The sequence below is a fragment of the Marinobacter halodurans genome, from assembly GCF_004327985.1.
Lineage (GTDB): Bacteria > Pseudomonadota > Gammaproteobacteria > Pseudomonadales > Oleiphilaceae > Marinobacter_A > Marinobacter_A halodurans.
In genome coordinates, this window is sequence record NZ_SJDL01000026.1 from 40,843 (window position 1) to 60,755 (window position 19,913).

At 59.6% G+C, this 19,913-nt stretch carries 24 protein-coding genes and 1 tRNA gene; 13 read left to right on the forward strand and 12 right to left on the reverse strand.

Annotated features, from left to right (window positions below; all coding sequences use genetic code 11):
- Positions 1–513: 513 nt before the first annotated feature.
- Entirely contained in the window at positions 514–708 is a 195-nt protein-coding gene (locus EZI54_RS15580; protein ID WP_131482809.1) for a hypothetical protein, read from the forward strand.
- 70 nt (positions 709–778) lie between these two features.
- On the opposite strand, the gene EZI54_RS15585 is transcribed toward EZI54_RS15580, so the two are convergent.
- From EZI54_RS15585 to EZI54_RS15595, 3 genes are all read right to left on the reverse strand, one after another.
- On the reverse strand, positions 779–1,012 hold the full coding sequence (locus EZI54_RS15585) for a TIGR02647 family protein (protein ID WP_131482810.1): 234 nt from the start codon (positions 1,010–1,012) through the stop codon (positions 779–781).
- Between the two features lie 199 nt (positions 1,013–1,211).
- On the reverse strand, positions 1,212–1,973 hold the full coding sequence (locus tag EZI54_RS15590) for a hypothetical protein (RefSeq protein WP_131482811.1): 762 nt from the start codon (positions 1,971–1,973) through the stop codon (positions 1,212–1,214).
- 6 nt (positions 1,974–1,979) lie between these two features.
- A complete protein-coding gene (locus EZI54_RS15595) occupies positions 1,980–2,168 on the reverse strand; it encodes a hypothetical protein (RefSeq protein WP_123635368.1) in 189 nt (62 codons plus the stop codon).
- Between the two features lie 197 nt (positions 2,169–2,365).
- Between EZI54_RS15595 and EZI54_RS24465 the strand changes: the two genes are divergently transcribed.
- The 5 genes from EZI54_RS24465 (at position 2,366) to EZI54_RS15615 (ending at position 5,139) form a co-directional block, all read left to right on the forward strand.
- Entirely contained in the window at positions 2,366–2,539 is a 174-nt protein-coding gene (locus tag EZI54_RS24465) for a hypothetical protein (RefSeq protein ID WP_165495771.1), read from the forward strand.
- A gap of 107 nt (positions 2,540–2,646) precedes the next feature.
- Positions 2,647–3,210 carry a hypothetical protein gene (locus EZI54_RS15600; protein ID WP_131482812.1) on the forward strand — a complete coding sequence of 188 codons (564 nt, stop codon included), beginning with the start codon at positions 2,647–2,649 and terminating at the stop codon, positions 3,208–3,210.
- 271 nt (positions 3,211–3,481) lie between these two features.
- Positions 3,482–3,820, forward strand: coding sequence for a hypothetical protein (locus EZI54_RS15605; RefSeq protein WP_131482813.1), 339 nt, complete (start codon positions 3,482–3,484; stop codon positions 3,818–3,820).
- Positions 3,821–4,129: 309 nt separating this feature from the next.
- Positions 4,130–4,318 (forward strand): hypothetical protein, encoded by a 189-nt coding sequence (locus EZI54_RS15610; RefSeq protein WP_131482814.1) that lies wholly within the window; start codon positions 4,130–4,132, stop codon positions 4,316–4,318.
- Between the two features lie 149 nt (positions 4,319–4,467).
- The gene (locus EZI54_RS15615) at positions 4,468–5,139 is read left to right on the forward strand and encodes a hypothetical protein (protein WP_131482815.1); all 672 of its coding nucleotides are present in this window, start codon (positions 4,468–4,470) and stop codon (positions 5,137–5,139) included.
- A 228-nt stretch (positions 5,140–5,367) separates the two neighbouring features.
- Here EZI54_RS15615 and EZI54_RS15620 read toward each other — a convergent pair.
- The 5 genes from EZI54_RS15620 to EZI54_RS24470 form a co-directional block, all read right to left on the reverse strand.
- Positions 5,368–5,443: transfer RNA gene (locus EZI54_RS15620), tRNA-Phe, on the reverse strand.
- 259 nt (positions 5,444–5,702) lie between these two features.
- The gene (locus EZI54_RS15625) at positions 5,703–5,978 is read right to left on the reverse strand and encodes an oxidative damage protection protein (protein ID WP_123635373.1); all 276 of its coding nucleotides are present in this window, start codon (positions 5,976–5,978) and stop codon (positions 5,703–5,705) included.
- Positions 5,979–6,023: 45 nt separating this feature from the next.
- The gene (gene mutY / locus EZI54_RS15630; RefSeq protein WP_131482816.1) at positions 6,024–7,088 is read right to left on the reverse strand and encodes an A/G-specific adenine glycosylase; all 1,065 of its coding nucleotides are present in this window, start codon (positions 7,086–7,088) and stop codon (positions 6,024–6,026) included.
- Positions 7,088–9,301 (reverse strand): AsmA family protein, encoded by a 2,214-nt coding sequence (locus EZI54_RS15635; protein ID WP_131482817.1) that lies wholly within the window; start codon positions 9,299–9,301, stop codon positions 7,088–7,090. The genes mutY and EZI54_RS15635 overlap by 1 nt, the downstream gene beginning before the upstream one ends.
- 125 nt (positions 9,302–9,426) lie before the next feature.
- Complete coding sequence (locus EZI54_RS24470; RefSeq protein ID WP_165495772.1) at positions 9,427–9,600, reverse strand: hypothetical protein; 174 nt, start codon at positions 9,598–9,600, stop codon at positions 9,427–9,429.
- Between the two features lie 65 nt (positions 9,601–9,665).
- Here EZI54_RS24470 and EZI54_RS15640 point away from each other — a divergent pair, with 65 nt between their 5' ends.
- The 5 genes from EZI54_RS15640 to hisF all read left to right on the forward strand — a co-directional run bounded on the left by EZI54_RS15640 (position 9,666) and on the right by hisF (position 13,153).
- Complete coding sequence (locus tag EZI54_RS15640) at positions 9,666–10,127, forward strand: SRPBCC family protein (protein WP_131482818.1); 462 nt, start codon at positions 9,666–9,668, stop codon at positions 10,125–10,127.
- 141 nt (positions 10,128–10,268) lie between these two features.
- Positions 10,269–10,862 carry an imidazoleglycerol-phosphate dehydratase HisB gene (hisB, locus tag EZI54_RS15645; protein ID WP_131482819.1) on the forward strand — a complete coding sequence of 198 codons (594 nt, stop codon included), beginning with the start codon at positions 10,269–10,271 and terminating at the stop codon, positions 10,860–10,862.
- 97 nt (positions 10,863–10,959) lie between these two features.
- Entirely contained in the window at positions 10,960–11,604 is a 645-nt protein-coding gene (gene hisH, locus EZI54_RS15650) for an imidazole glycerol phosphate synthase subunit HisH (RefSeq protein WP_131482820.1), read from the forward strand.
- 36 nt (positions 11,605–11,640) lie between these two features.
- The gene (gene hisA / locus EZI54_RS15655) at positions 11,641–12,378 is read left to right on the forward strand and encodes a 1-(5-phosphoribosyl)-5-[(5-phosphoribosylamino)methylideneamino]imidazole-4-carboxamide isomerase (protein ID WP_131482821.1); all 738 of its coding nucleotides are present in this window, start codon (positions 11,641–11,643) and stop codon (positions 12,376–12,378) included.
- A 1-nt stretch (position 12,379) separates the two neighbouring features.
- Positions 12,380–13,153, forward strand: coding sequence for an imidazole glycerol phosphate synthase subunit HisF (gene hisF / locus EZI54_RS15660; protein WP_131482822.1), 774 nt, complete (start codon positions 12,380–12,382; stop codon positions 13,151–13,153).
- 341 nt (positions 13,154–13,494) lie between these two features.
- Here the strand turns inward: hisF and EZI54_RS15665 are convergent, their stop codons facing one another.
- The 4 genes from EZI54_RS15665 to gpmM form a co-directional block, all read right to left on the reverse strand.
- Positions 13,495–14,334 carry a divergent polysaccharide deacetylase family protein gene (locus EZI54_RS15665; RefSeq protein WP_423227005.1) on the reverse strand — a complete coding sequence of 280 codons (840 nt, stop codon included), beginning with the start codon at positions 14,332–14,334 and terminating at the stop codon, positions 13,495–13,497.
- 2 nt (positions 14,335–14,336) lie between these two features.
- Entirely contained in the window at positions 14,337–15,719 is a 1,383-nt protein-coding gene (locus EZI54_RS15670; protein WP_131482823.1) for a S41 family peptidase, read from the reverse strand.
- Positions 15,720–15,813: 94 nt separating this feature from the next.
- Positions 15,814–17,019 carry a murein hydrolase activator EnvC family protein gene (locus EZI54_RS15675; RefSeq protein WP_131482824.1) on the reverse strand — a complete coding sequence of 402 codons (1,206 nt, stop codon included), beginning with the start codon at positions 17,017–17,019 and terminating at the stop codon, positions 15,814–15,816.
- A gap of 8 nt (positions 17,020–17,027) precedes the next feature.
- Entirely contained in the window at positions 17,028–18,575 is a 1,548-nt protein-coding gene (gene gpmM / locus EZI54_RS15680; RefSeq protein ID WP_131482825.1) for a 2,3-bisphosphoglycerate-independent phosphoglycerate mutase, read from the reverse strand.
- A 152-nt stretch (positions 18,576–18,727) separates the two neighbouring features.
- Between gpmM and EZI54_RS15685 the strand changes: the two genes are divergently transcribed.
- Both EZI54_RS15685 and secB read left to right on the forward strand, forming a co-directional pair.
- On the forward strand, positions 18,728–19,150 hold the full coding sequence (locus EZI54_RS15685) for a rhodanese-like domain-containing protein (RefSeq protein ID WP_131482849.1): 423 nt from the start codon (positions 18,728–18,730) through the stop codon (positions 19,148–19,150).
- Between the two features lie 164 nt (positions 19,151–19,314).
- A complete protein-coding gene (secB, locus tag EZI54_RS15690; protein WP_131482826.1) occupies positions 19,315–19,818 on the forward strand; it encodes a protein-export chaperone SecB in 504 nt (167 codons plus the stop codon).
- Positions 19,819–19,913 lie beyond the last annotated feature (95 nt).

Here is a 19,913-nt window from a genome sequence, read left to right on the forward strand (position 1 = left end):
TGCAGGCGTGGACGGCTGACCGTGGGAATAAATGATAAGTGCGTCATCATCTGAAGGCTTTGCATTGTGCTTTTACCTGCTACCGTCACCGGGATCGCCGGCCGGCTGCATTGCCCTTCTCGTTTTTGGACCGTCTTGCCCCGAATGCCGTTGTTTTGCGTTTTTCCGGGACGTGTTCCAACGCGATTATGGCATCGGGAATGCGGTTGGATAGCGTCATGTTTTACGGACTGTTGACTGAAAAATCAATAGTTGAGTGTATCCAGGCCAACTCAATTCGGTTGCTTATACGGTATGAATGTGTCAAAAAAAGGCGCCGGCAGAGCGGGTTACGAAGATCCGGAACGCTTTGCGGGGTACTGAGGCGAGTCACAAAAAGAAACGGTATTCACCTGCGCTTATCGATTAATTTGGTAGGGTTCAGGGAATGGCTCGCCAGGCCCCCGGAATTCTCACAGGGACGACACCGCGTGATGGATTACGGCTTGAACAATAACAACAGGAACGCGTTGCATGGCTGTCACGCAAAATAATGTATTGCTGGAACGGGGGCTCCTGCGGGTAACCGCACGCCCGTGTGAAGAACTGCCTTACCCCGAACAACTGACGTACGACGTGGAAATCGTCGGCCAGGAAGTTCTGCAGAGTTTTCCCACCTTTGACGAAGCCTGCCAGTTTGTGGACATGGTCGCGCCGGCGGATGAATAGCGTTCGATTATTGCTGTACCCATTATGAATGCGCCCCGGAAGATTGGGGCGCACTTCCCGTGACATCGCTTCACTTCAGAATGGCCAGGACCCGCTGGGCATGCTCGGCGGCCTCGATACCCAGCTGCGTCAGGTAGCCGCCGTCCTTCTGGGTGGTCAGGCCCTTCTCGTAAAGCCGCTTGGCGGCATCCACGGCATCCAGATCCGCCGAGTGGCCATGCACCTTGATGCCCTGCTGGGTGGAGTGCAGGTCGAAGAGCGTCAGAAGATTCAGTTCGTCGATCTGGTCTTTGGTAAAGGTCATCGTCAGGCTCGCTGGTTTGTTGTTGTGTGTTGTCTAACTTTGTAGCGGATTGGGTGGGATTGGCAAGGGCTTTCACCCATCAGTCAGCAAGGCTGTATCCAGCGACGGAGTTTGACGGTTGATGGCATGGTGAGCCACAGAAAACATCGGGATCTGTCACGGCATTCCCGTCACTGGGACTGGCCGTGCCAGCGTCGGCTCAGGCGGTGGCCGGGATCGCCTGGCTCTCACGCAGGCTCTTGTAGGCGTTCAGGTCGAAGAACGACACGTGCACGATGTGCTTGGTGGGGATCACGATCCGGAATTCGGACAGCCGGTCCAGCTGGGTGCCTTCTTCCAGCAGCCCTTTCTCTTCGTAGTGGTGGTAGTAGTTCCGCAGCAGCTTGAGCTCCAGGTCGTCATCGTCCCGGTAGCCGCTCAGGGTGGGAATGATCGAGATGGAATCCAGCAGCGCCGCCTCGGTGTGCACATGGGTCACGATGCCGATGTAGCACTTGCGGGTATCCAGCGTCAGCGACACCCACTGCTCGCTGCGCAGCGCATCCAAAAAAATGCCTTCCAGCTCATCCCCCAGGCAGGCCTTGCGTAGTTTGCGCAGTCGGATCGCCGGATTCTTCGTGCGCCACTTACTGACACCGCCGCTCACGCCGGCCAACAGGAAGGCGAGCAGGGCAATCAGCAACTCCCGGGGGGTTACCGCCTGGCTGGTGTAATCGCCGATATGCCTGTTGAGGCGGCCGAGTGTCGTGTCGAGATGGGGCAGGGCGCGTGACGGCACATCGAAACCGTCAATCAGCATGACAATCAGCGTCGCCAGGATGACAAAGACAAATCCATAGAAGGCGACGGAGAAGTAGCTTTCCCAGCCGGAGGAGCGCTTCTGCTGGTAGCGTGCGGGCAGGTGCAGGGAGGTGAAGATATAACCACAGACCAGCACGAATGCGACGTAAAGGACGCCCATGCGCGATCAGGCAGTCTTGCGGTCGGGTTCGAAATCCTTGAGGCTCTGGAGTTGGGCGCGAATGGAGCGGATCACCTCTTCATTTTCGAGGTTCAGCTTGGCGTTGCCGTCCTTGTCCACACGATAGCGACCGGCCGAGTCCTTCCCGGCGTCGTCTTTCCCTTTTTTCCAAAATCCGAAGAATCCCACGGACATAAGAATCTTCTCCTCGCTGATAGGCCAAGGTTAGCGAAAGGCGGGGTGGGTTGTCCATTTGCCGATCATCCTGCGCGCTGGCCGGCCCGGCTGTCCGGTCCACCTTTCGCCACAATTCCTGCCAAAAGTCGCCGGGATTCAATGACCTGTCTGGCGATAGCCTGACTCCTGTGATCGAAATGCAAACAGGAGTACTTATGACCACGGAATGCCTCACCAAACACTGGCTGGAACTCTGCGACGAAGCCAACCAGGCCGAAGCGCGATACGCATTTGAGCGAACGTTTCAGAATTTGCGGGAAATGCGGCGGATCCAGAAAAAGCGGGACAAGCTGGCGAAGAAGTTGGTGCGGTGCCGGTTTTGCTCGTAGTCTTTATGCCGCTGTCGTTTTGATAATGACCCAATTGTTCGATAGCGTAGAGCCTCCCCGAACGGAGTCGGGGCCTCGCTCCCCGAGCCTGAAAACAAGGATGTCCCGTGAAAAGAAGCTGCACCTTCCTGCTATTGAGTTTGCTGTTCAGCACCGCCGCTTGCAGCTCACCGCCGGTCAAAAACACCCAATACCATGCTCTTACCGCCGAACACGTAGCGCAGTTCAGCCTGAGCCCCGTTGCCACTCTGCGAATCCCTACTGAGGACCTAAGCGGCGTCAAAGTCATTGGCGGGCAAGGGCTGACTTTCATCTACCCCAACGGCTCCAATCTCTATTTCCAGTCCGTCATGGCCCGCTCCATGGGCTTTCCCGACGCCAACCTGCACGACTGGCCGCTCTATCTCTTCGGGTTGAAATCGGGGGAGGGGAGTAGCGATGCCTTCGTGCAGGAAGCGATGAAATCCAAGCGCTATGTCGTGGACGAAGAAATCGCACCCACGGAGATCCGGGTGTTCCCGACACGCAACGGCAAAGGCTACTGGGCGCTGGGCCCCAAAAAATCCCTGATCGTTCTCACGGATGAAAACGACACCTCCCAGCTCATCTTGATCAATGTCTCCGGCATGTCGGAGACCCGAATCAAGGACATTATCAAAGGAGTGATCTGAGGAGCCTTTGATTGGTTCCTGTATCGTCTCTGCGTGTTCTGAAGGTTGTAGGTGCAAGGCGCGGTTCGCCGGGAATGGCCGTAGCCCTTGCCAAGAGCCGCAACGCCGCAGATGCAGCCTTCAGAACTCGCCCTTCGGGGCATTCAGAGCAATCCACATCCGGCGTTGCAAATCTTTGAAAGGCAACCAGCCTTCCTTCAAATTTGCGTCTTGGCTGTTAATCGCTCTGAAAGCCAGAGGCGATACAGGAACTAATCAGAGGCTCTCCGCTATGTCGCTATCCATGCAGGAAAAGGAAGACCTGCTCGATATCATCGAAATCGTCTTTGGCAACGACCCCGCCATCGCCTCCCAGGTCAACAATTTCAACGAACGCACCGTCGCTGCCGTCGAGGATGCATTGCAGACGCTGGTTCGTTGCAACGACATGCGCCAACTCGTGCTGGGGCTGGTTGGTGGCGCCAACGTGATGGTTAAGGGTTGGCTCCGGGACATCATCAGCAAGCTGCGGATGGAGCTTTCGTCTGGGCGGATTCAGTTTGATGGGCTGGGGTGTCGGGTAGTGACGGTGAACAACTGGCGGAATGCGGTGATTATGTCGGTGTATTGAATGATGGGAGCTCTATACGGGACGAAAATACTTCTGTCCCAGTTTCGTTTGTGGAAGGTAAAGGGCTGTTTTTAGGTCATTAATGCTTGGTGTCGAATCGGCTCACGAGTATGGTGATAGAGTGAAATCAGACTGTTTTGCGATATACCCGTAGCAGAGACAAGGTATCAGTTTCTATTTTTACATTTGAGCGTTAAAATTTGTAACGGATACTGAAATTCTGTCTGATTGTCAGACAGAATCCTTTGACTTTCCTTGGAGTAGCATCCAAACTTTAGCCAAGTTAGACCGACATGGATGACAATACTTATGGGTGTTGATACTAAAAAAGAAAATACTGAAATGGTTGGTCAAGTCTCTCGCGATGGCCGCTCTTTTATCGATCTGGATGATCGAAAAAATGCCGAGCGCGTTCTTAGCAAAATGAATGCCTACAGAAAAATCAAGGTTACACCCACCGGCAGTGCTAAGGACCCGAAACGTCCGCAGCCCGCTTAATATGCTTTTGGACTCCAAGGATGGGGCTAATCTTTGTTCTCGTAATATTAGCGTCCGGTTATACTTTTTCACTTCTTCATTTGCCAGCCGGATTTCGTCTTAGGTCGACCGATGGGTGGGTATCCTACTTTCATGTCGGTGCCATCGGGTTGGCGTTCACCGTAGTGGCTTGTGCGGTATATTTTTTTGTAGACGCATATGACTTGGCTCGCCCTTTACTCAACTATGCATCGCTGAATGAAGTGGAGTTAGGAAAATCAAGTATAGATTTTTCTGCGGTGAAGATAGCGGGTGTCGCTTTCCTTTCTTTTAGTTTTTCTTTTTTCTCTGGTTTGACCTCCTACTTATGGCTCAGAGATAAAAATAGACGTGCAAGGAAAAAAATACAGCTTCTTATAAATAATCCATTCGAAAGTATGCTCTTGTCATCTTTGCATAGTGCAGATGATGGGCTAGATGTATTGATAACATTAGATAATGATAAAGTATATGTAGGTAGGGTTGTTGATCACTCTATAGAACACGGTCTTGAAGAAAGTTTTGCTATCGTTCCCTTCCTTAGTGGCGCTCGTACACTAGAGGGTAAGAGTGTAGAGTTTAGTGTCAATTACCTAAACCATTTTATTGAAGTGGGACTAATTGAAGTAATCGAGAGTCCCGGAGGAAATGAGAAGTTGTGCTTCTCAAAAGACAGGGAACTGGATGTTTCTCTCGATAATTTTAAGGTCGTTATAGTGAAAGAGCGGGTTGTCGGGTTAAGCTATTTTGATGTGGAAGTTTATAATGAGCTCCAGTTTGATGGGGAGCTTCTTGAAGAGTAATTGATCTGCTTAGGCAGTTTTCCAATATTCGCAAGTTGCTCCAGATTCGTGCTGCAATTTTTTGTTGTGATATGCGGGATGTAATCAAGTGTGAGCGCTGAAAATTTGGACTGTCTTTTTTGAGTTCATAGGATTGATGCGTAAGTTGTCTGCAGCTAAAGAGTGCATTCAAAAAGTGAAGGGCCAGAAAAGAAAAAAGCCGCTCGAGTGAGCGGCTTTTCAGAATAATGGTGCCCGGAGGCGGAATCGAACCACCGACACGGGGATTTTCAATCCCCTGCTCTACCGACTGAGCTATCCGGGCAAAAAGCAATTTGTCGTTCAGTGCTGCCTGACACCGGCAGGCTTTCGCCTGCGCCCCTGCTCATTCCAGCCACAAATCGTGGATTTGTGTCGTTCGGCTGCGAATGAAGCGTTGCTTCATAAGACGCTTGCCTCACCCAACTGAGCTATCCGGGCAACGGGGCGGTATTAAACCCGTTTCGATGGATTGAGTCAAGGCCGTCTCGGAGAAAATTTCCGCGTTTTCCGGGGCTTGATCAATCCTTGCGCAACAGGCCGTTTTACCGCTCTTCCGGCGGCACGAACCCTTCGGCCTGTTCGAATTCCTCGTTGTCCAGGAACTTCTCCATCTGGGCCTTGAGGTACTTCCGCGCGAACGGGTCCATCATGTTCAGGTGCTTTTCGTTGATCAGCATGGTCTGCTGGTTCTGCCACTCCTGCCAGGCCTGCTTGGAGACGGTCTCGTAGAGTTCCTGGCCCTTGGCGCCGGGCATGGGCGGCATGTCGAGGCCTTCCATCTCTTTCTGGTACTTGCGGCAGAATACGGTGCGGCTCATGTCGGCTCCTTTCGGGTGTCTTCAATTCCGGCGATGGTAACAGAATCAGAGCAGGGTGGTTTGCTCGGGCTGAGTTAACAGCTTGCGGATCGGGCTGGGGATGCCAAGGGTCGGAGCGTCTTCCCGTGGCTGCCAGGCCAGATCCGAGTTATCCATCTCGGCGGCGGTGCCGGCGTGGCGCAGGCGCACCGGGTGGATGTGCAGGTGGTAGTGGCTGAAGGTGTGGCGGAATACGCTCAGGGGCTGGGCGTCGTCGCAGGCGATGCCCAGTTCGCGTTCGGCCACTTCCGGCAGTTCGTCCAGGGTGATGGCGGTGTCCAGCTCCGGCAGGCTCCAGAGGCCGCCCCAGATGCCGCTGGGCGGGCGACGTTCCATCAGCAGGTTGCCGGCGTCGTCCTCGATCATCAGCAGCCAGGTTTCTTTTTCCGGCTTGGCCTTCTTCGGTTTGGACTCGGGCAGGGCAGCGGTCAGGCCCTGGGCCCTGGCTTCGCAGTCGTCGGCCAGAGGACAGTGCTCGCAGTCCGGCTTGCGCCGTGTACAGACCATTGCGCCCAGGTCCATGATGGCCTGGGTGTAGTCCCGCACGCGCTCGTGGGGCGTGTGCTGCTCGGCGTGCTCCCACAGTGCGCGCAGGACGGCGGTCTGGCCCGGCCAGCCGTGGACGGCGTGGTAGCGGGCGAGCACGCGTTTGACGTTGCCGTCGAGGATGCTGGCGCGGATGCCGTGGGCCTGGGCCAGGATGGCGGCGGCGGTGGAGCGGCCGATGCCGGTGAGGGCTTCGAGCTGTTCCTGGTCTTTCGGGAATTCGCCGCCGTGGTCGGCCATCACCGCCTTGGCGGCTTTCTGCAGGTTGCGGGCGCGGGCGTAGTAGCCCAGGCCCGACCAGTGCTGGAGCACGTCATCCACCGGCGCTTCGGCCAGGCTCTTCACGTCCGGGAAGCGGGCCATGAAGGCCTCGTAGTAGGGGATGACCGTGGTCACCTGCGTCTGCTGCAGCATGATCTCGGACACCCACACGCGGTAGGGTGTCCGGTCTTCGTGCCAGGGCAGGTTTTTGCGGCCGTGCTGGTCGTACCACGCCAGCAGCCGGTCGGCGACGCTGTCGGCCATTACTTGAACAGCCCCTTGAGCGCGCCCTTCACTTTGTCGCTGGTGTCCTTGTCCAGCTTCTCGTTCAGCTTGTCGCCCAGTTTTTCGTCGATGGCCTTGTTCACTTCTTCCGTTGCCTTTTTCTTGGCGGCGTTGGCGGCCATGTCCTTGAGGGTGTCGCGGAAGCGCGAGCCGTCGAAGGAGCACAGCTTGGCCGGATCGCCGGAAATGTCGCCGCGGCATTCTACAGGAATCACCACGTTTTCGACGTACTTGGTGACGCGGCAGGCTTTGTCCCGATGGATTTCACCCACGACGCGTAAGCCGGCCTCGTAATCCAGGTCGCTCTTGGCGAGGTCGACAGTGCCTCCGCCCTTAAGCTCCATGCCGGCCAGGGCAGCGGTCAGGTCGGTATTCTTGAGGGTGTTGCCGTCGATCCTGAGCACGCCGTGCATGTCGTTGAACGGCGTGGAGTCACCCCAGTCCGTGGTGCTCAGGCTTTCCTGGTTGGCCAGCGCAATGCCCTGGCAGGCCATGTGGGTCAGGTTCATCTTGTTGAAGCTGCCCTTGTCCAGGTTGAACTTGATGTCGCCCTTGGCGTTGCTGCGCAGGGCGGATAGGCGGTTGCCCTGGGTGGTGATGTCGGCGGTCAGGTTGGCGGCGCCGGAGAGCAGCTTCATGTCCGCCAGGTCGGTGAGCAGCGACAGGGTCTGGATGTTGTTGGCCCGCTCGGTGATTTTCCAGGTCGGGTTGTCCTTGCGGGCATCCAGCGTGGCCTGCACGTTGAAGTCGCCTTCATACAGCTTGCCGGCGAAGGGGGCGACCTTGATCAGGCCGTTCTTGGCGGAGATCCTGGACTGGATGTCGGTGATGGTCAGGTTGCTGGCAATGAGTTCGCCCAGGCCCAGGTCCACGTCCAGGTCGAGGCCGCGCAGGGTGTCCAGCGGCAGCAGGTCGGACTCCGGCGGGGCCTTGGTGCTGCCCGGGGCCGGGGTGCCGCCGTTGTCGCTGCTGGCGGTTGCGGCGGCCGGCTGGTTGGACTTCGGCGGCAGGTAACGGTCGACGTTGATCTTGTCGCCTTTCAGTTTCAGGTCGATGGCGGTGTTGGCCAGACCCAGTCCGAAGCTGCCCTTGAAGGTGGTGTCGTCCAGCTTGAGCTGCAGGTTGTTCAGGTCGATCTGGCCCGGCTTGCCACCGATGTCGGTGGAGAAGGACGCTTTCTTGAGCACGTCCGGATCACTGGTTTCGATCGGCGCCTGGCCGAGCGTGTCCATCAGGTCGCGGATGGAGAATTCAGCGACGGACAGCTTGCCGTCCAGCTTGGGCTTGTCGCCGAAGCCGGCCACGTCGAGGTCCGCGCTCAGCTCGAGGCCGGCCAGTTTGGCAACGAAGTCGGAGAGGGACGCGGTTTCCTGTTCCAGGTTGGCGGCGGCGTTACCGGTGAAGCTGGCGTTGACGGTCTTGCCGCCGACGGCCGCGCCTTTGAGTTCAAAGCTGCTGTCCAGGTCCTGCATCTGGAACTGGTTGAGGGCTTCGTTGGCGTTCAGTTGCGCCTTGATCTGCGCGACCACGTCCAGCTCTGGTTCGTTGGTGGCGAAATGGAAGCCGAGGCTGAGCGGGAAGGTCTGGCCCAGGGTGATGTCGCTGGCGTTCAGCGAGAAGTCGTCCAGGGTGACGGACTGGCCGGTGCCCTGGTCCGAGTAGTGGACCTGGGCGTTGGTGATGGCGATTTCCTCAACGTTGAACTTGAGCGGTTCGCCACCGCCTTCTTCTGTTGTGGCTGGGGTTCCCGCCGGGGCAGGTTCCTGTTTCTGGGCAGCTTGCTGATCTGTCGACCTGGTCTCGCCCTCGGGCATGATGCGTTCCCAGTTGCCCTGGCCCTGCTTGTTCTTCACCAGGCGGGCGTCGAGGCCGTCGAGGGTGAAGGTGTCGACGGCCGGTGACATGGTGATCAGCGACCAGAAGTCCACTTCCGCCCGCAGCAGGTTGAGCTTCACGAACTGGTCGCCGTCCAGCTTGGCTTCCACGTCGTTCACTTCCAGGCCGACGGGGATGAACGACCAACTGATGTCGCCGTTCAGTGACAGGTCGAGGTTGGTTTTCTGCTCGACGATTTTCTCGATCTGGGGTTTGTAGTCGTTCGGGTCCAGTACCATCGTGGCAATGATGACGGCGGCTGCGATCAGCACGATGACGGCGACGACGGCAATCAGCAGGTAGCGAAGCGCTTTCATGTCAGCAGTATCCTTACGGCTATTGTATATGGCTGGCGACGGGCGGTTTCCGAAGGCCTCGATTGAGGGGGCTGGAAACCGACGCTTTTCAAATGCCTACGTCAAGCATACGACACAGGATGCAATCAGCCCACCAGGCTTTCCGAATGAATACGGCAATCTTGCGGAATGTTCATTTGGCCGCCAATCCCGGTACACTCTGCAAACAGCGTCCGGGATGAGAAAGCATCGCCCTGGAAATGATTAGGTAACAAGATAACGATTGACGGCGTACGACTTTGCGTCAGAATGCCGCGCATAACGTATCCACGGGTCGCAGACCCGGCAGACCAAAATAAAGACAACGCAAGTTAAGGAGTTTCGGGTGGCCATTACGATCGCGATTGAGCTGAACCGGGAGATCGATATTCCAGGCAGTTACGACGAGGTGTTCGACCTGCTGGCGGACGTGCCCAAATCCGCCAGTTACTTTCCCAAGGTCGACAAGCTGGTGGACCTGGGCGACAACGTTTACCGCTGGGAAATGGATAAGATCGGTGTCGACAAGCACTCCATCCAGTCGGTCTATGCCAGCAAGTATTCCTCCGACAAAGACGCCGGCAGGATCACCTGGGAACCGGTGAAAGGCGAGGGCAACGGCGTGGTACGCGGTTCCTGGAACCTGTCGGCCCAGGGCGATGATGTGACCCGCGCCCGTTTCCAGACGACGGCCGAGTTGACCCTGCCGCTGCCGAGCCTGCTCAAGCTGGCCATCAGCCCGGTGGTGAAGCACGAGTTCAACGGTATGGTCGATACCTATATGAACAACCTGAAGAAGGCGTTCTAAAGGGCCTTCTCCGACCGGTGCAGCGTCCTGCTGCGCCGGTTTCCACCATTCCACGCTATCACCTCAATAAAGTGAGAAAGACGACATAACGCGGTATACTCTGCGCTGTCACTATTTCCGGCTTTATTCACTGGAGTCTCCATGGCCGAACGCAAGGCGCGGGTAGAACGCAATACCCTCGAAACCCAGATTACGGTGTCGATCAACCTTGATGGCACCGGCGAGTCCCACTTCGATACCGGCGTGCCCTTCCTGGAGCACATGATGGATCAGATCGCGCGGCACGGGCTGGTGGATCTGGACATCGTGTCCAAGGGCGACCTGCACATCGACGATCACCATACGGTCGAGGACATCGGCATTACCCTGGGTCAGGCGTTTTCCAAGGCGGTGGGCGACAAGAAGGGCATCCGCCGCTACGGCCATGCCTATGTGCCGCTGGATGAGGCCCTGTCGCGCGTGGTCATCGACCTGTCGGGCCGGCCCGGGCTGAGCATGGAGGTGCCGTACACCCGTGCCACCGTCGGCGGGTTCGATGTGGACCTATTCGAGGAGTTCTTCCACGGGTTCGTCAACCATTCCATGGTGACGCTGCACATCGACAACCTGAAGGGCAAGAACACGCACCATCAGATCGAGACGGTGTTCAAGGCGTTTGGCCGGGCGCTGCGCATGGCCGTCGAGCCGGACGAGCGCATGGCGGGCGTGGTCGCGTCCACCAAGGGCTCGCTCTGAGGCGGGTCTTACCGACATGGGTACTGTCACCCTATCTGTTATCCCGGCCGGCTGAGGGCGACCCAGCCGGCCGCTGCTTTCCGGAGTTGTCCTGACTATGAAGTCCGTTGCCATTATCGATTACGGCATGGGTAACCTCCACTCGGCCAGCAAGGCGGTCGAGCACGTGGCGCCGGATATGCGCGTCCACGTCACCGATAACGAAGCCATCATCCGCGAGGCCGACCGCGTGATCCTGCCGGGCGTCGGCGCGATCCGTGACTGCATGGCCGAGATCCGCCGCCAGGGCGTGGATACGCTGGTGAAGGACCTGGTCGCCGACGGCCGTCCGCTGCTGGGTATCTGTGTTGGCATGCAGGCGCTGATGGCCCGCAGTGAAGAGAACAACGGCGTCGACGGCATCGGCCTGTTCCCGTCGGAAGTCCGCTTCTTCGGCACCCACCTGAAAGACGAGCAGGGCGAGCGCCTGAAAGTCCCGCATATGGGCTGGAACCAGGTCTGGCAGACCCAGGATCACCCGATGTGGCACGACATCGACGACGGTGAGCGCTTCTACTTTGTCCACAGCTACTACGCCGAAGCCGAGGGCAATCCGGACATTGCCGGTCGCACGCACTACGGCGTGGATCTGGCGGCGGCCGTCGCCCGCAACAACGTCTTCGCCACGCAGTTCCACCCGGAGAAGAGCCACCGGGCCGGTCTGCAGTTGCTGAAAAACTTCGTACAATGGTCGGGTCAGTAAGCGCTGACCTCTACACCGAACTGGATTGATAACACCATGCTGATTATTCCCGCCATCGACCTCAAAGACGGAAAATGTGTACGCCTGCGCCAGGGCCGGATGGACGACTCCACCGTGTTCTCCGAGAACCCGGTCGACGTCGCCGCCCGCTGGGTCGACGCCGGTGCCCGCCGCCTGCACCTGGTGGACCTGAACGGTGCCTTTGCCGGCGAGCCGGTGAACGGCGAAATCGTCAACGCCATCGCCAAACGCTTCCCGGACCTGCCGATCCAGATCGGCGGCGGCATCCGCTCGGCGGAAACCATCGAGGCGTACCTGAAGGCGGGCGTGCAGTGGGTCATCATCGGCACCAAGGCCGTCAAAGAGCCGGAGTTCGTCACCGGGATGTGCAAGCGGTTCCCGGGGCACATCATCGTCGGCCTGGACGCCAAAGACGGTCTGGTGGCTACCGACGGCTGGGCAGAAGTGTCCGAAGTGAAGGCGACGGATCTGGCCAGCCAGTTCGCCAACGACGGCGTGGACAGCATCGTCTATACCGACATCAGCCGTGACGGCATGATGCAGGGCGTGAACGTCGAGCAGACCGCGCACCTGGCGGAGTCCTGCGGTATCCCGGTGATCGCCTCTGGCGGCGTGACCAACATGGACGACATCCAGCGCCTGTCCGCGGAAGCGGATCGCGGCATCCTCGGCGCCATCACCGGCCGGGCCATCTACGAAGGCACCCTGGATGTGGCGGAAGCCCAGGCCTGGTGCGATCAGCAGGAGAAGTGACATGACCCTGGCCAAGCGCATCATTCCCTGTCTGGACGTCGATAAGGGCCGGGTGGTCAAGGGCGTCAACTTCGTCGATATCCGCGACGCCGGCGACCCGGTGGAAGTGGCCCGCAAGTACAACGAGCAGGGTGCGGACGAGATCACCTTCCTGGATATCACCGCCAGTCACGAAAGCCGCGATACCACCTACGAGACCGTCGAGCGGATGGCCAGCCAGGTCTTTATCCCGCTGACCGTCGGCGGTGGCGTGCGCACCGTCGAGGATATCCGCAAGCTGCTCAACGCCGGTGCGGACAAGGTGAGCATCAACACCGCCGCGGTGTTCAATCCGGAGTTCGTGCGCGAGGCTGCCGAGCGTTTCGGTAGCCAGTGCATCGTGGTGGCCATCGACGCCAAGCAGGTCAGTGCCGAAGGCGAGCCGCCACGCTGGGAGATCTTCACCCATGGCGGCCGCAAGCCGACCGGACTGGATGCGGTCGAGTGGGCGAAAAAGATGGTCGAGATGGGCGCCGGTGAACTGCTGCTGACCAGCATGGACCGGGATGGCACCAAGATCGGCTTCGACCTGGGCCTGACCCGGGCGATCAGCGATGCGGTGATTGTGCCGGTGATTGCCTCAGGCGGTGTCGGTGAACTGCAGCATCTGGCCGATGGGGTGACGCAAGGCGGGGCGGATGCGGTGCTGGCGGCGTCGATCTTTCACTTCGGCCAGCATACGATTCCCGAGGCCAAGCAGTTTATGCATGAGCAGGGGATTGAGGTTCGGCTTTAGTCCTTCTGGATAGCGTTCAAATCTCGGATTCCTTTGGCTGGCTGGCGCCAGCTCCCCCTCTCTCCAACCTCCGCTCCGGGCGTTCCGGCGGGCGAAGCGCTGCTTCGCTCATTCCGCCTACCCCCCCTAGGGGCGAGAGGCATATCGCCTATTTGCTCTAGCTGAACATGCTGATTGAATGGCGCGCCGGATCTGAGAGTGCAATTCGCGAAAAACTCAGAGAGGAACTGGAGCTGTTTTAGCCTCTCTCCCCCTGGAGGGAGAGAGGTTGGAGAGAGGGGGAGCGGTAAAGCAGGGGCAACCAGAAAACCACTTGGCCTAACAAACAGCCAAACCACCGGCTATTTCTCAGCCGCCTTCCCCTTCGCCAAAGAGGTCCGCACCGGCTGCTTCACATCCACGAACATCGGCGCGTTGTTGTGCCGCATGGCCCACAGTCCACTGACCGTCGCCACGGCGATGCCTTGTGCGTCCAGCTCCGGCAGGTGTTTCACCAGATAATCCACGGTTACCTGGTGCGGATGGCCGATGCCGATGGCGGTACCGTTGCGTTTGGCCGTTTCCACCAGCAGCTTGAACTGTTGGTCCACCGATTCCTCGGTCTGTTGGTTGTCGAGGAACACGTCCCGGCTCATGTTGGGCACGTCGTGATCGCTGGCGCTCCTGGCGGCGACGGTGCTGGCGATGGTGCGGCTGTCCACGAAGTAGAGCGGGTAATGGAACAGCTCCTTCATGACCCAGTCCATGTGCTGGCGGTTCTGGGTGAGCAGGCTGCCCATGTGGTTGTTCACGCCCTGTACATAGGGAATCGCCTGGAGGGAGCGGCGCAGGATCGTGGTGGTGGTCCGTTCGTCCATGCCGGTGTCCAGGCCGCCGGCGCCGAGGCCGATATGGTGGGTGTTGGCCATGGGCACGTGCAGCATGATTTCCTTGCCGTGCGCATGGGCCTCCCGCGCCAGCGAGGGGGTGTAGGGGCGGAACGGCAGGAAGGCGAGGGTGATCGGCTGATCCAGTTGGATCAGGCGTTCGCCCTGGATTTTGTCGTGGCCCATATCATCGATGATGATGGCGATGGTGGGCGGCGGCTGCTCGCCGCGGGGAGTCGCCTGCGCCGGGCCGGCGAGCACCGGCAAGAGGCACAGCAGGGCGGGCGCCAGCAGCGCCCGGCAGCTACGGCTCAATGTCACTGGGTGTCCACCTTGTTCTTGCTGAAGATGCCCAGGCCCTTGAGCAGGTTCAGGGCCGTGCGCAACTGGTAATCCTTGGCCACCTGCTCGTCGGGGACTGCCTTGGTGGCCTTGTCGTCCGTCCTGCTCTTGCCGTCGTCGGTGCCGTTTTCCAGGTGGCCGCTCAGGTCCGCTTCGGTGAAGAACGGCTGGCTGTCCACTTCAGTCAGGCGCGCCTGGTTGACGACGATGTCCGGATGGATGCCCTTGGCCTGGATCGAGCGGCCGCTGGGGGTGTAGTAGCGCGCCGTAGTGAGCTTGATGGCGTGGGTCTCGTCCAGCGGAATGACCGTCTGCACCGAGCCCTTGCCGAAGGATTCCGTCCCCATGATCACCGCGCGGTGATGATCCTGCAGGGCGCCGGCGAGGATCTCCGAGGCCGAAGCCGAGCCACCGTTGATCAGCACCACGATCGGCGCGCCGTCGGTCTCGTCGCCGGGCTGGGCGCTGAAGCGCAGTTTCGAGCTCTGGATGCGGCCGTCGGTGTAGACGATCAGCCCTTCGTCCAGGACGGCATCCGCCGATTCCACGGCCGCCTGCAGCACCCCGCCCGGGTTGTTGCGCAGGTCGATGATGATGCCGTCGAGTTTGCCACCGTTGTCCTTTTCCAGCTTGTCGATGGCTTCCACGAATTCACGGCCGGTCTCGGCCTGGAACTGGGTCAGGCGCAGGTAGGCGTAGCCGGGTTCCAGCATGCGGGATTTGACGCTGGCCACCTTGATCACGTCGCGCTCGACGTCGATCTCGATCGGCGCGCTCTGTTCGTCCCGGACGATGGTCAGCTTCAGGGTGGTGCCCGGCTTGCCGCGCATCAGGTTGACGGCTTCCTCCAGGGACATGCCCTTGACCGGCTGGTCACCCAGCTTGATGATCATGTCGCCCGCCTGCACGCCCGCCTTCTGGGCCGGCGTGTCGTCGATCGGGGAAATGACGCGGACGAAGCCGTCCTCGATGCCGACCTCGATGCCCAGGCCGCCGAACTCGCCGCTGGTGCTCTCTTCAAGCTCCTCGTAGGCCTGGGGTTCCAGGTAGGCGGAGTGGGGGTCGAGACCGGAGAGCATGCCCTTGATGGCGTTCTCCAGCAGGGTGGTGTCGTCCACTTCCTCGACATAGGCTTCGCGGATGCGGCCGAACACTTCGGTGAACTTGCGCAGCTCATCCAGCGGCAACTGCTTTTCCGGGTTGGGCAGGCGAACGGTGACATCCTTGCCGTTGGCTTCGCCCCTGAGAATGGTTTCGCCGGTCTCGGGGTCGGTGTCCGCCAGCGCCAGCGTCGGCAGGGTGAGCAGGCAATAAGCGCAGAGAAGAGCGGTTGCGGCGGTACGTCTGGCCAGTTTCATGCAGTATTCCTGTACTCGCGGTGTTTTATTGTGACGGTGGGCAGGCAATGGAAAACAGCAATGCAGGGTGTGCTTTCACGGCGCGTCCCTCACCTTATTTATGGGCCAGCCACCTCATTGGATCCTGTGGCTTGCCGTTATGCCGAATCTCGAAATAGAGCCGGGCGTTGGAATCCTTGCCGCCCTCGCCCGCGATAGCGATGGTCTCTCCGGCCCTGACCCAATCCCCGGGACTCTTGAGCAGGCTCGAATTACGGCCATAGAGGCTCATATAGCCATCCCCGTGGTCAATAATGGTCAGAAGTCCGAATCCACGCAACCAGTTGGCAAAAACGACCCGACCGTAATGCACCGCCTTCACCTCGGCTTCGGGCTGGGTGGCGATGAGCAGGCCGTTGTGGCGCAGACGCCCGTTATGCAGGCTCTCGCCGTAGCCGATAATCACCTTACCACGGGTTGGCCACGGGAGTTTAGCGCGCAGGCTTGAGAAAGGTTGTGATTCTTTGGGCGCAGGAATGTCGGCAATGGCGGCTTCCACTTCCTTCAGGAGTTTCTCCAGGCGCTTGCGGTCGGCCACTAGATCCTGGCGCTGGGCCTTCTTGTCGGAAATGTCCGACTTGAGCAGGGCCAGGGTGCGTTCGCGGGTCTTGCGCTGGTCTTCCAGTTTGTCCTGGCGTTCGGCGACGGCCGCTTCGGTCTTTTTCAGCCTGAGCCGGGCGGCCACGCTCTTCTCGCGGGTGGCCTTGAGGTCGTCCAGGGTGCGGTTGAAGGCTTCCAGTTGGCTGACCGTGTCCTGGCTCAGGTACTCGTGGTAGGTCATGATCCGTGACAGTTTCTGCGGATCGATCTCGTTGAGCAGGACTTTCACGGCGGGGGCATCGCCGGCCATCCAGGCGGCGCGGATCTGGGCCTTGAGGGCTTCGCGCTTGGCGGCGAGTTCCTTTTCCAGTTTTCGCTCGCGCTCCTTGAGTCTGTCGATCTCAGTCTGCTGCTCGGCGACCTGCTGGCGCAGGGAGCGGCGTTCCTTCTTGAGCTGGCCGATCCTGCGTTCGGTGCTGGCGAGGGTCTGTTCCAGTTTGCCGCGATCGGCCTCGGCGTCCTTGAGCCAGTCGTCGATATCGGCGATCTGTTCCTTGAGTTCCTCAATCTGCTCCGGGGAGACGGAGTCCGCGTCCTGGGCCAGCGTCAGCGAGGGCAGGGTGCTGAACAGGGCGAACAGCAGCAACCCGGCGTGCAGGAGGCGCGTCGGGTTACTGGATCGGGAGTCGGGGCGGCACTGCCGATGGGCCGCGTCGGTCACGCCGGGTCCTAGTCCTGCTCGATCAGCGAGTGGCCGGTCATTTCCGCCGGCTGGTCCAGGTGCATCAGGGTCAGCAGGGATGGGGCGACGTCGCTCAGGGCGCCGTCATCCCTGAAGTGGATCTTGCTGCTGCCCATGTACACCAGCGGCACCGGGCCGGTGGTGTGTGCGGTGTGCATCTGGCCGGTGCTGGGATCGGTCATCTGCTCGCAGTTGCCGTGGTCGGCGGTGATCAGGGCCTGACCGTCCACATCCTTCAGCGCCGCGTCGATCTTCGCCAGGCATTGGTCGAGGCACTCGGCGGCCTTGACGGCGGCGTCGAAACTGCCGGTGTGACCGACCATGTCGCCGTTGGCGTAGTTGCACACCACCAAGTCGTACTTGCCGCTGCGGATGGCTTCACACAGCTTGTCGGTCACCTCCGGCGCGCTCATTTCCGGCTGCAGGTCGTAGGTGGCGACGTTGGGCGACGGCACCAGGATGCGGTCCTCGCCCTTGTACGGCTCTTCGCGACCGCCGCTGAAGAAGAAGGTGACGTGGGCGTACTTCTCGGTCTCGGCGATGCGCAACTGGGTCCTGTCCAGCTTTTCCATGTACTCGCCCAGGCTGTTGACCAGCTTTTCAGGCGGGTAGGCGCAGGACGTCTTGATGTCGGCGGAGTACTCGGTGAGCATGACGAAATCCGACAGGGCCGGGCGCTGCCTGCGCTCGAAGCCGTCGAAGTCGTCCTCGACGAAGGCGCGGGTCATTTCCCGGGCGCGGTCGGCGCGGAAGTTCATGAAGATCAGGCTGTCGCCGTCCTGCACGAAAGCGTCCGGTTCGCCGGCGGCCTGGATGCGGGTGGCCTTGACGAATTCGTCGTTCTCACCGCGTTCATAGGCCTCGTGCAGGCCTTCGACCGGGGTGTCCGCGGTGAATTCGCCTTTGCCGGCGGTAAGCAGGTTGTAGGCGGCTTCGACGCGGTCCCAGCGATTGTCGCGGTCCATGGCGAAGTAGCGGCCAACGATGGAGGCGATGCGGCCCACGCCCATTTCCCGCAGTTTGCCGTCAACCTTCTTCAGGGAAGGCTCGGCGCTGCGCGGCGGCATGTCACGGCCGTCCAGGAAGGCATGAACGTAGACGGCCTTGGCGCCCCGTGAACGGGCCACTTCGGCGGCAGCCAGGATGTGGTCTTCGTGGGCGTGGACGCCGCCCGGTGAAAGCAGACCCATTAGGTGAATGGCCTTGCCTTTTTCCACCGCCTTGTCGATGGCGCTGGTGATGACCGGGTTGTCGGCGAACGCGCCATCGGCGATGTCTTTATCGATGCGGGTCAGGCTCTGGTAGACGATGCGACCCGCGCCCAGGTTCATGTGACCGACCTCGGAGTTGCCCATCTGCCCCTTGGGCAGACCGACGAACATGCCGGAGGTGTTGATCAGCGTTTTCGGCTGCTCCTGCCAGAGCTTGTCCCAGAACGGGGTGCTGGCATTGCTGATGGCATTGTCGTCAGACGGGGCGCGGTAGCCCCAGCCGTCGAGAATAATCAGTGCAGTCGTCTTTCGCATTGCGGTCATTGCCTGGTCCGGTGGAAATGGGAATGGAGTGCAGAGTCTACCTTTTTTAAGCCTCCCAGGCTATGTGGGCCGCCTTCTGTCAACCGTTACGGATGTGTATAATCCCGCATCAATTTCTTTTGCAGGCTCGGCAGGTTGTACTGATGAACTTTCTGGAAAGACTCCCCGAATTTATTGCCAATCATTACGTGCTCGCCACGCTTTTTATCCTGATGCTGGTGGCGCTGGCCCTGCTGGAGATGCGTCGCGGAGGCAAGAAGATCACCGCCCAGTCGGCCATCGGCCTGCTCAACCGGGACGAGGCCGTAGTGGTCGACATTCGCGAGAAGAAGGAATACAGCACGGGTCATATCGTGGGTTCCCTGCATATTCCGCTGAACTCCCTCAAGGAGCGGATGGACGAGCTCAAGAAGCACGAGGGCAAGCAGATCATCGTAGCGGACAAGATGGGCCAGCATTCCGCGACTGCGGTCAAGCAGTTGAACGAGGCCGGTTTCAGCGACGTCGTGCGTCTGGCCGGCGGTATTTCCGAGTGGCAGGGCAGCAATCTGCCGCTGAAGCGCAAAAAGAAGTAATCCCCCGGGTGCGCCAGTTGAATTCCCCGCCCACTTGGCGCACTGTTTCACATCGGTATCCCCTGACAGCGGGTATAGTGAGGCCCTCTTGCGGAACCCGCTCACAATAATCAGACCGGAGGGCGCCCGGGCGTTCTCCCAGACAAGAACCGGAAGGAATGAAAATGGCTGAGAACCAGCAGGCAGCAGGCAACGAAAACGCAAACGCGGATCAGCCCCAGTTTGCGCTGCAGCGTATCTACATCAAGGACCTGTCGTTCGAGTCGCCGAATGCGCCGACCATTTTCCAGGAGCAGTGGCAGCCGCAGGTCAACCTGGACCTGAACACCGCCCACACCAAGGTCAGCGACAACCAGTACGAAGTGGTCCTGTCCATGACGATCACCGCCAAGATCGACGAGAAAGTCGCTTACATCGTCGAAATCCAGCAGGCGGGCGTATTCATGGTCAAGGGCATCGAAGGGCCGCAACTGGGTCAGATGCTGGGCGCCTACTGCCCGACCATCCTGTTCCCGTACGCCCGCGAGTCCATCGATACCATCGTCAACAAGGGCAGCTACCCAGGCTTGATGCTGGCGCCGGTGAACTTCGACGCGATCTATGCCCAGGCGCTCAAGCGCCAGCAGGAAGAGGCGGCCAGTCAGGCTGCTGAAGAACAGAAGCACTGAGCCTGCCTTTCGGGGACCGGCTGTCCGGTCGGCCCCGTATCCTTTCCCCGAATCCTCTTCTTTCCCGGCTCCATACTGACGCTCTCGTTTCCCAA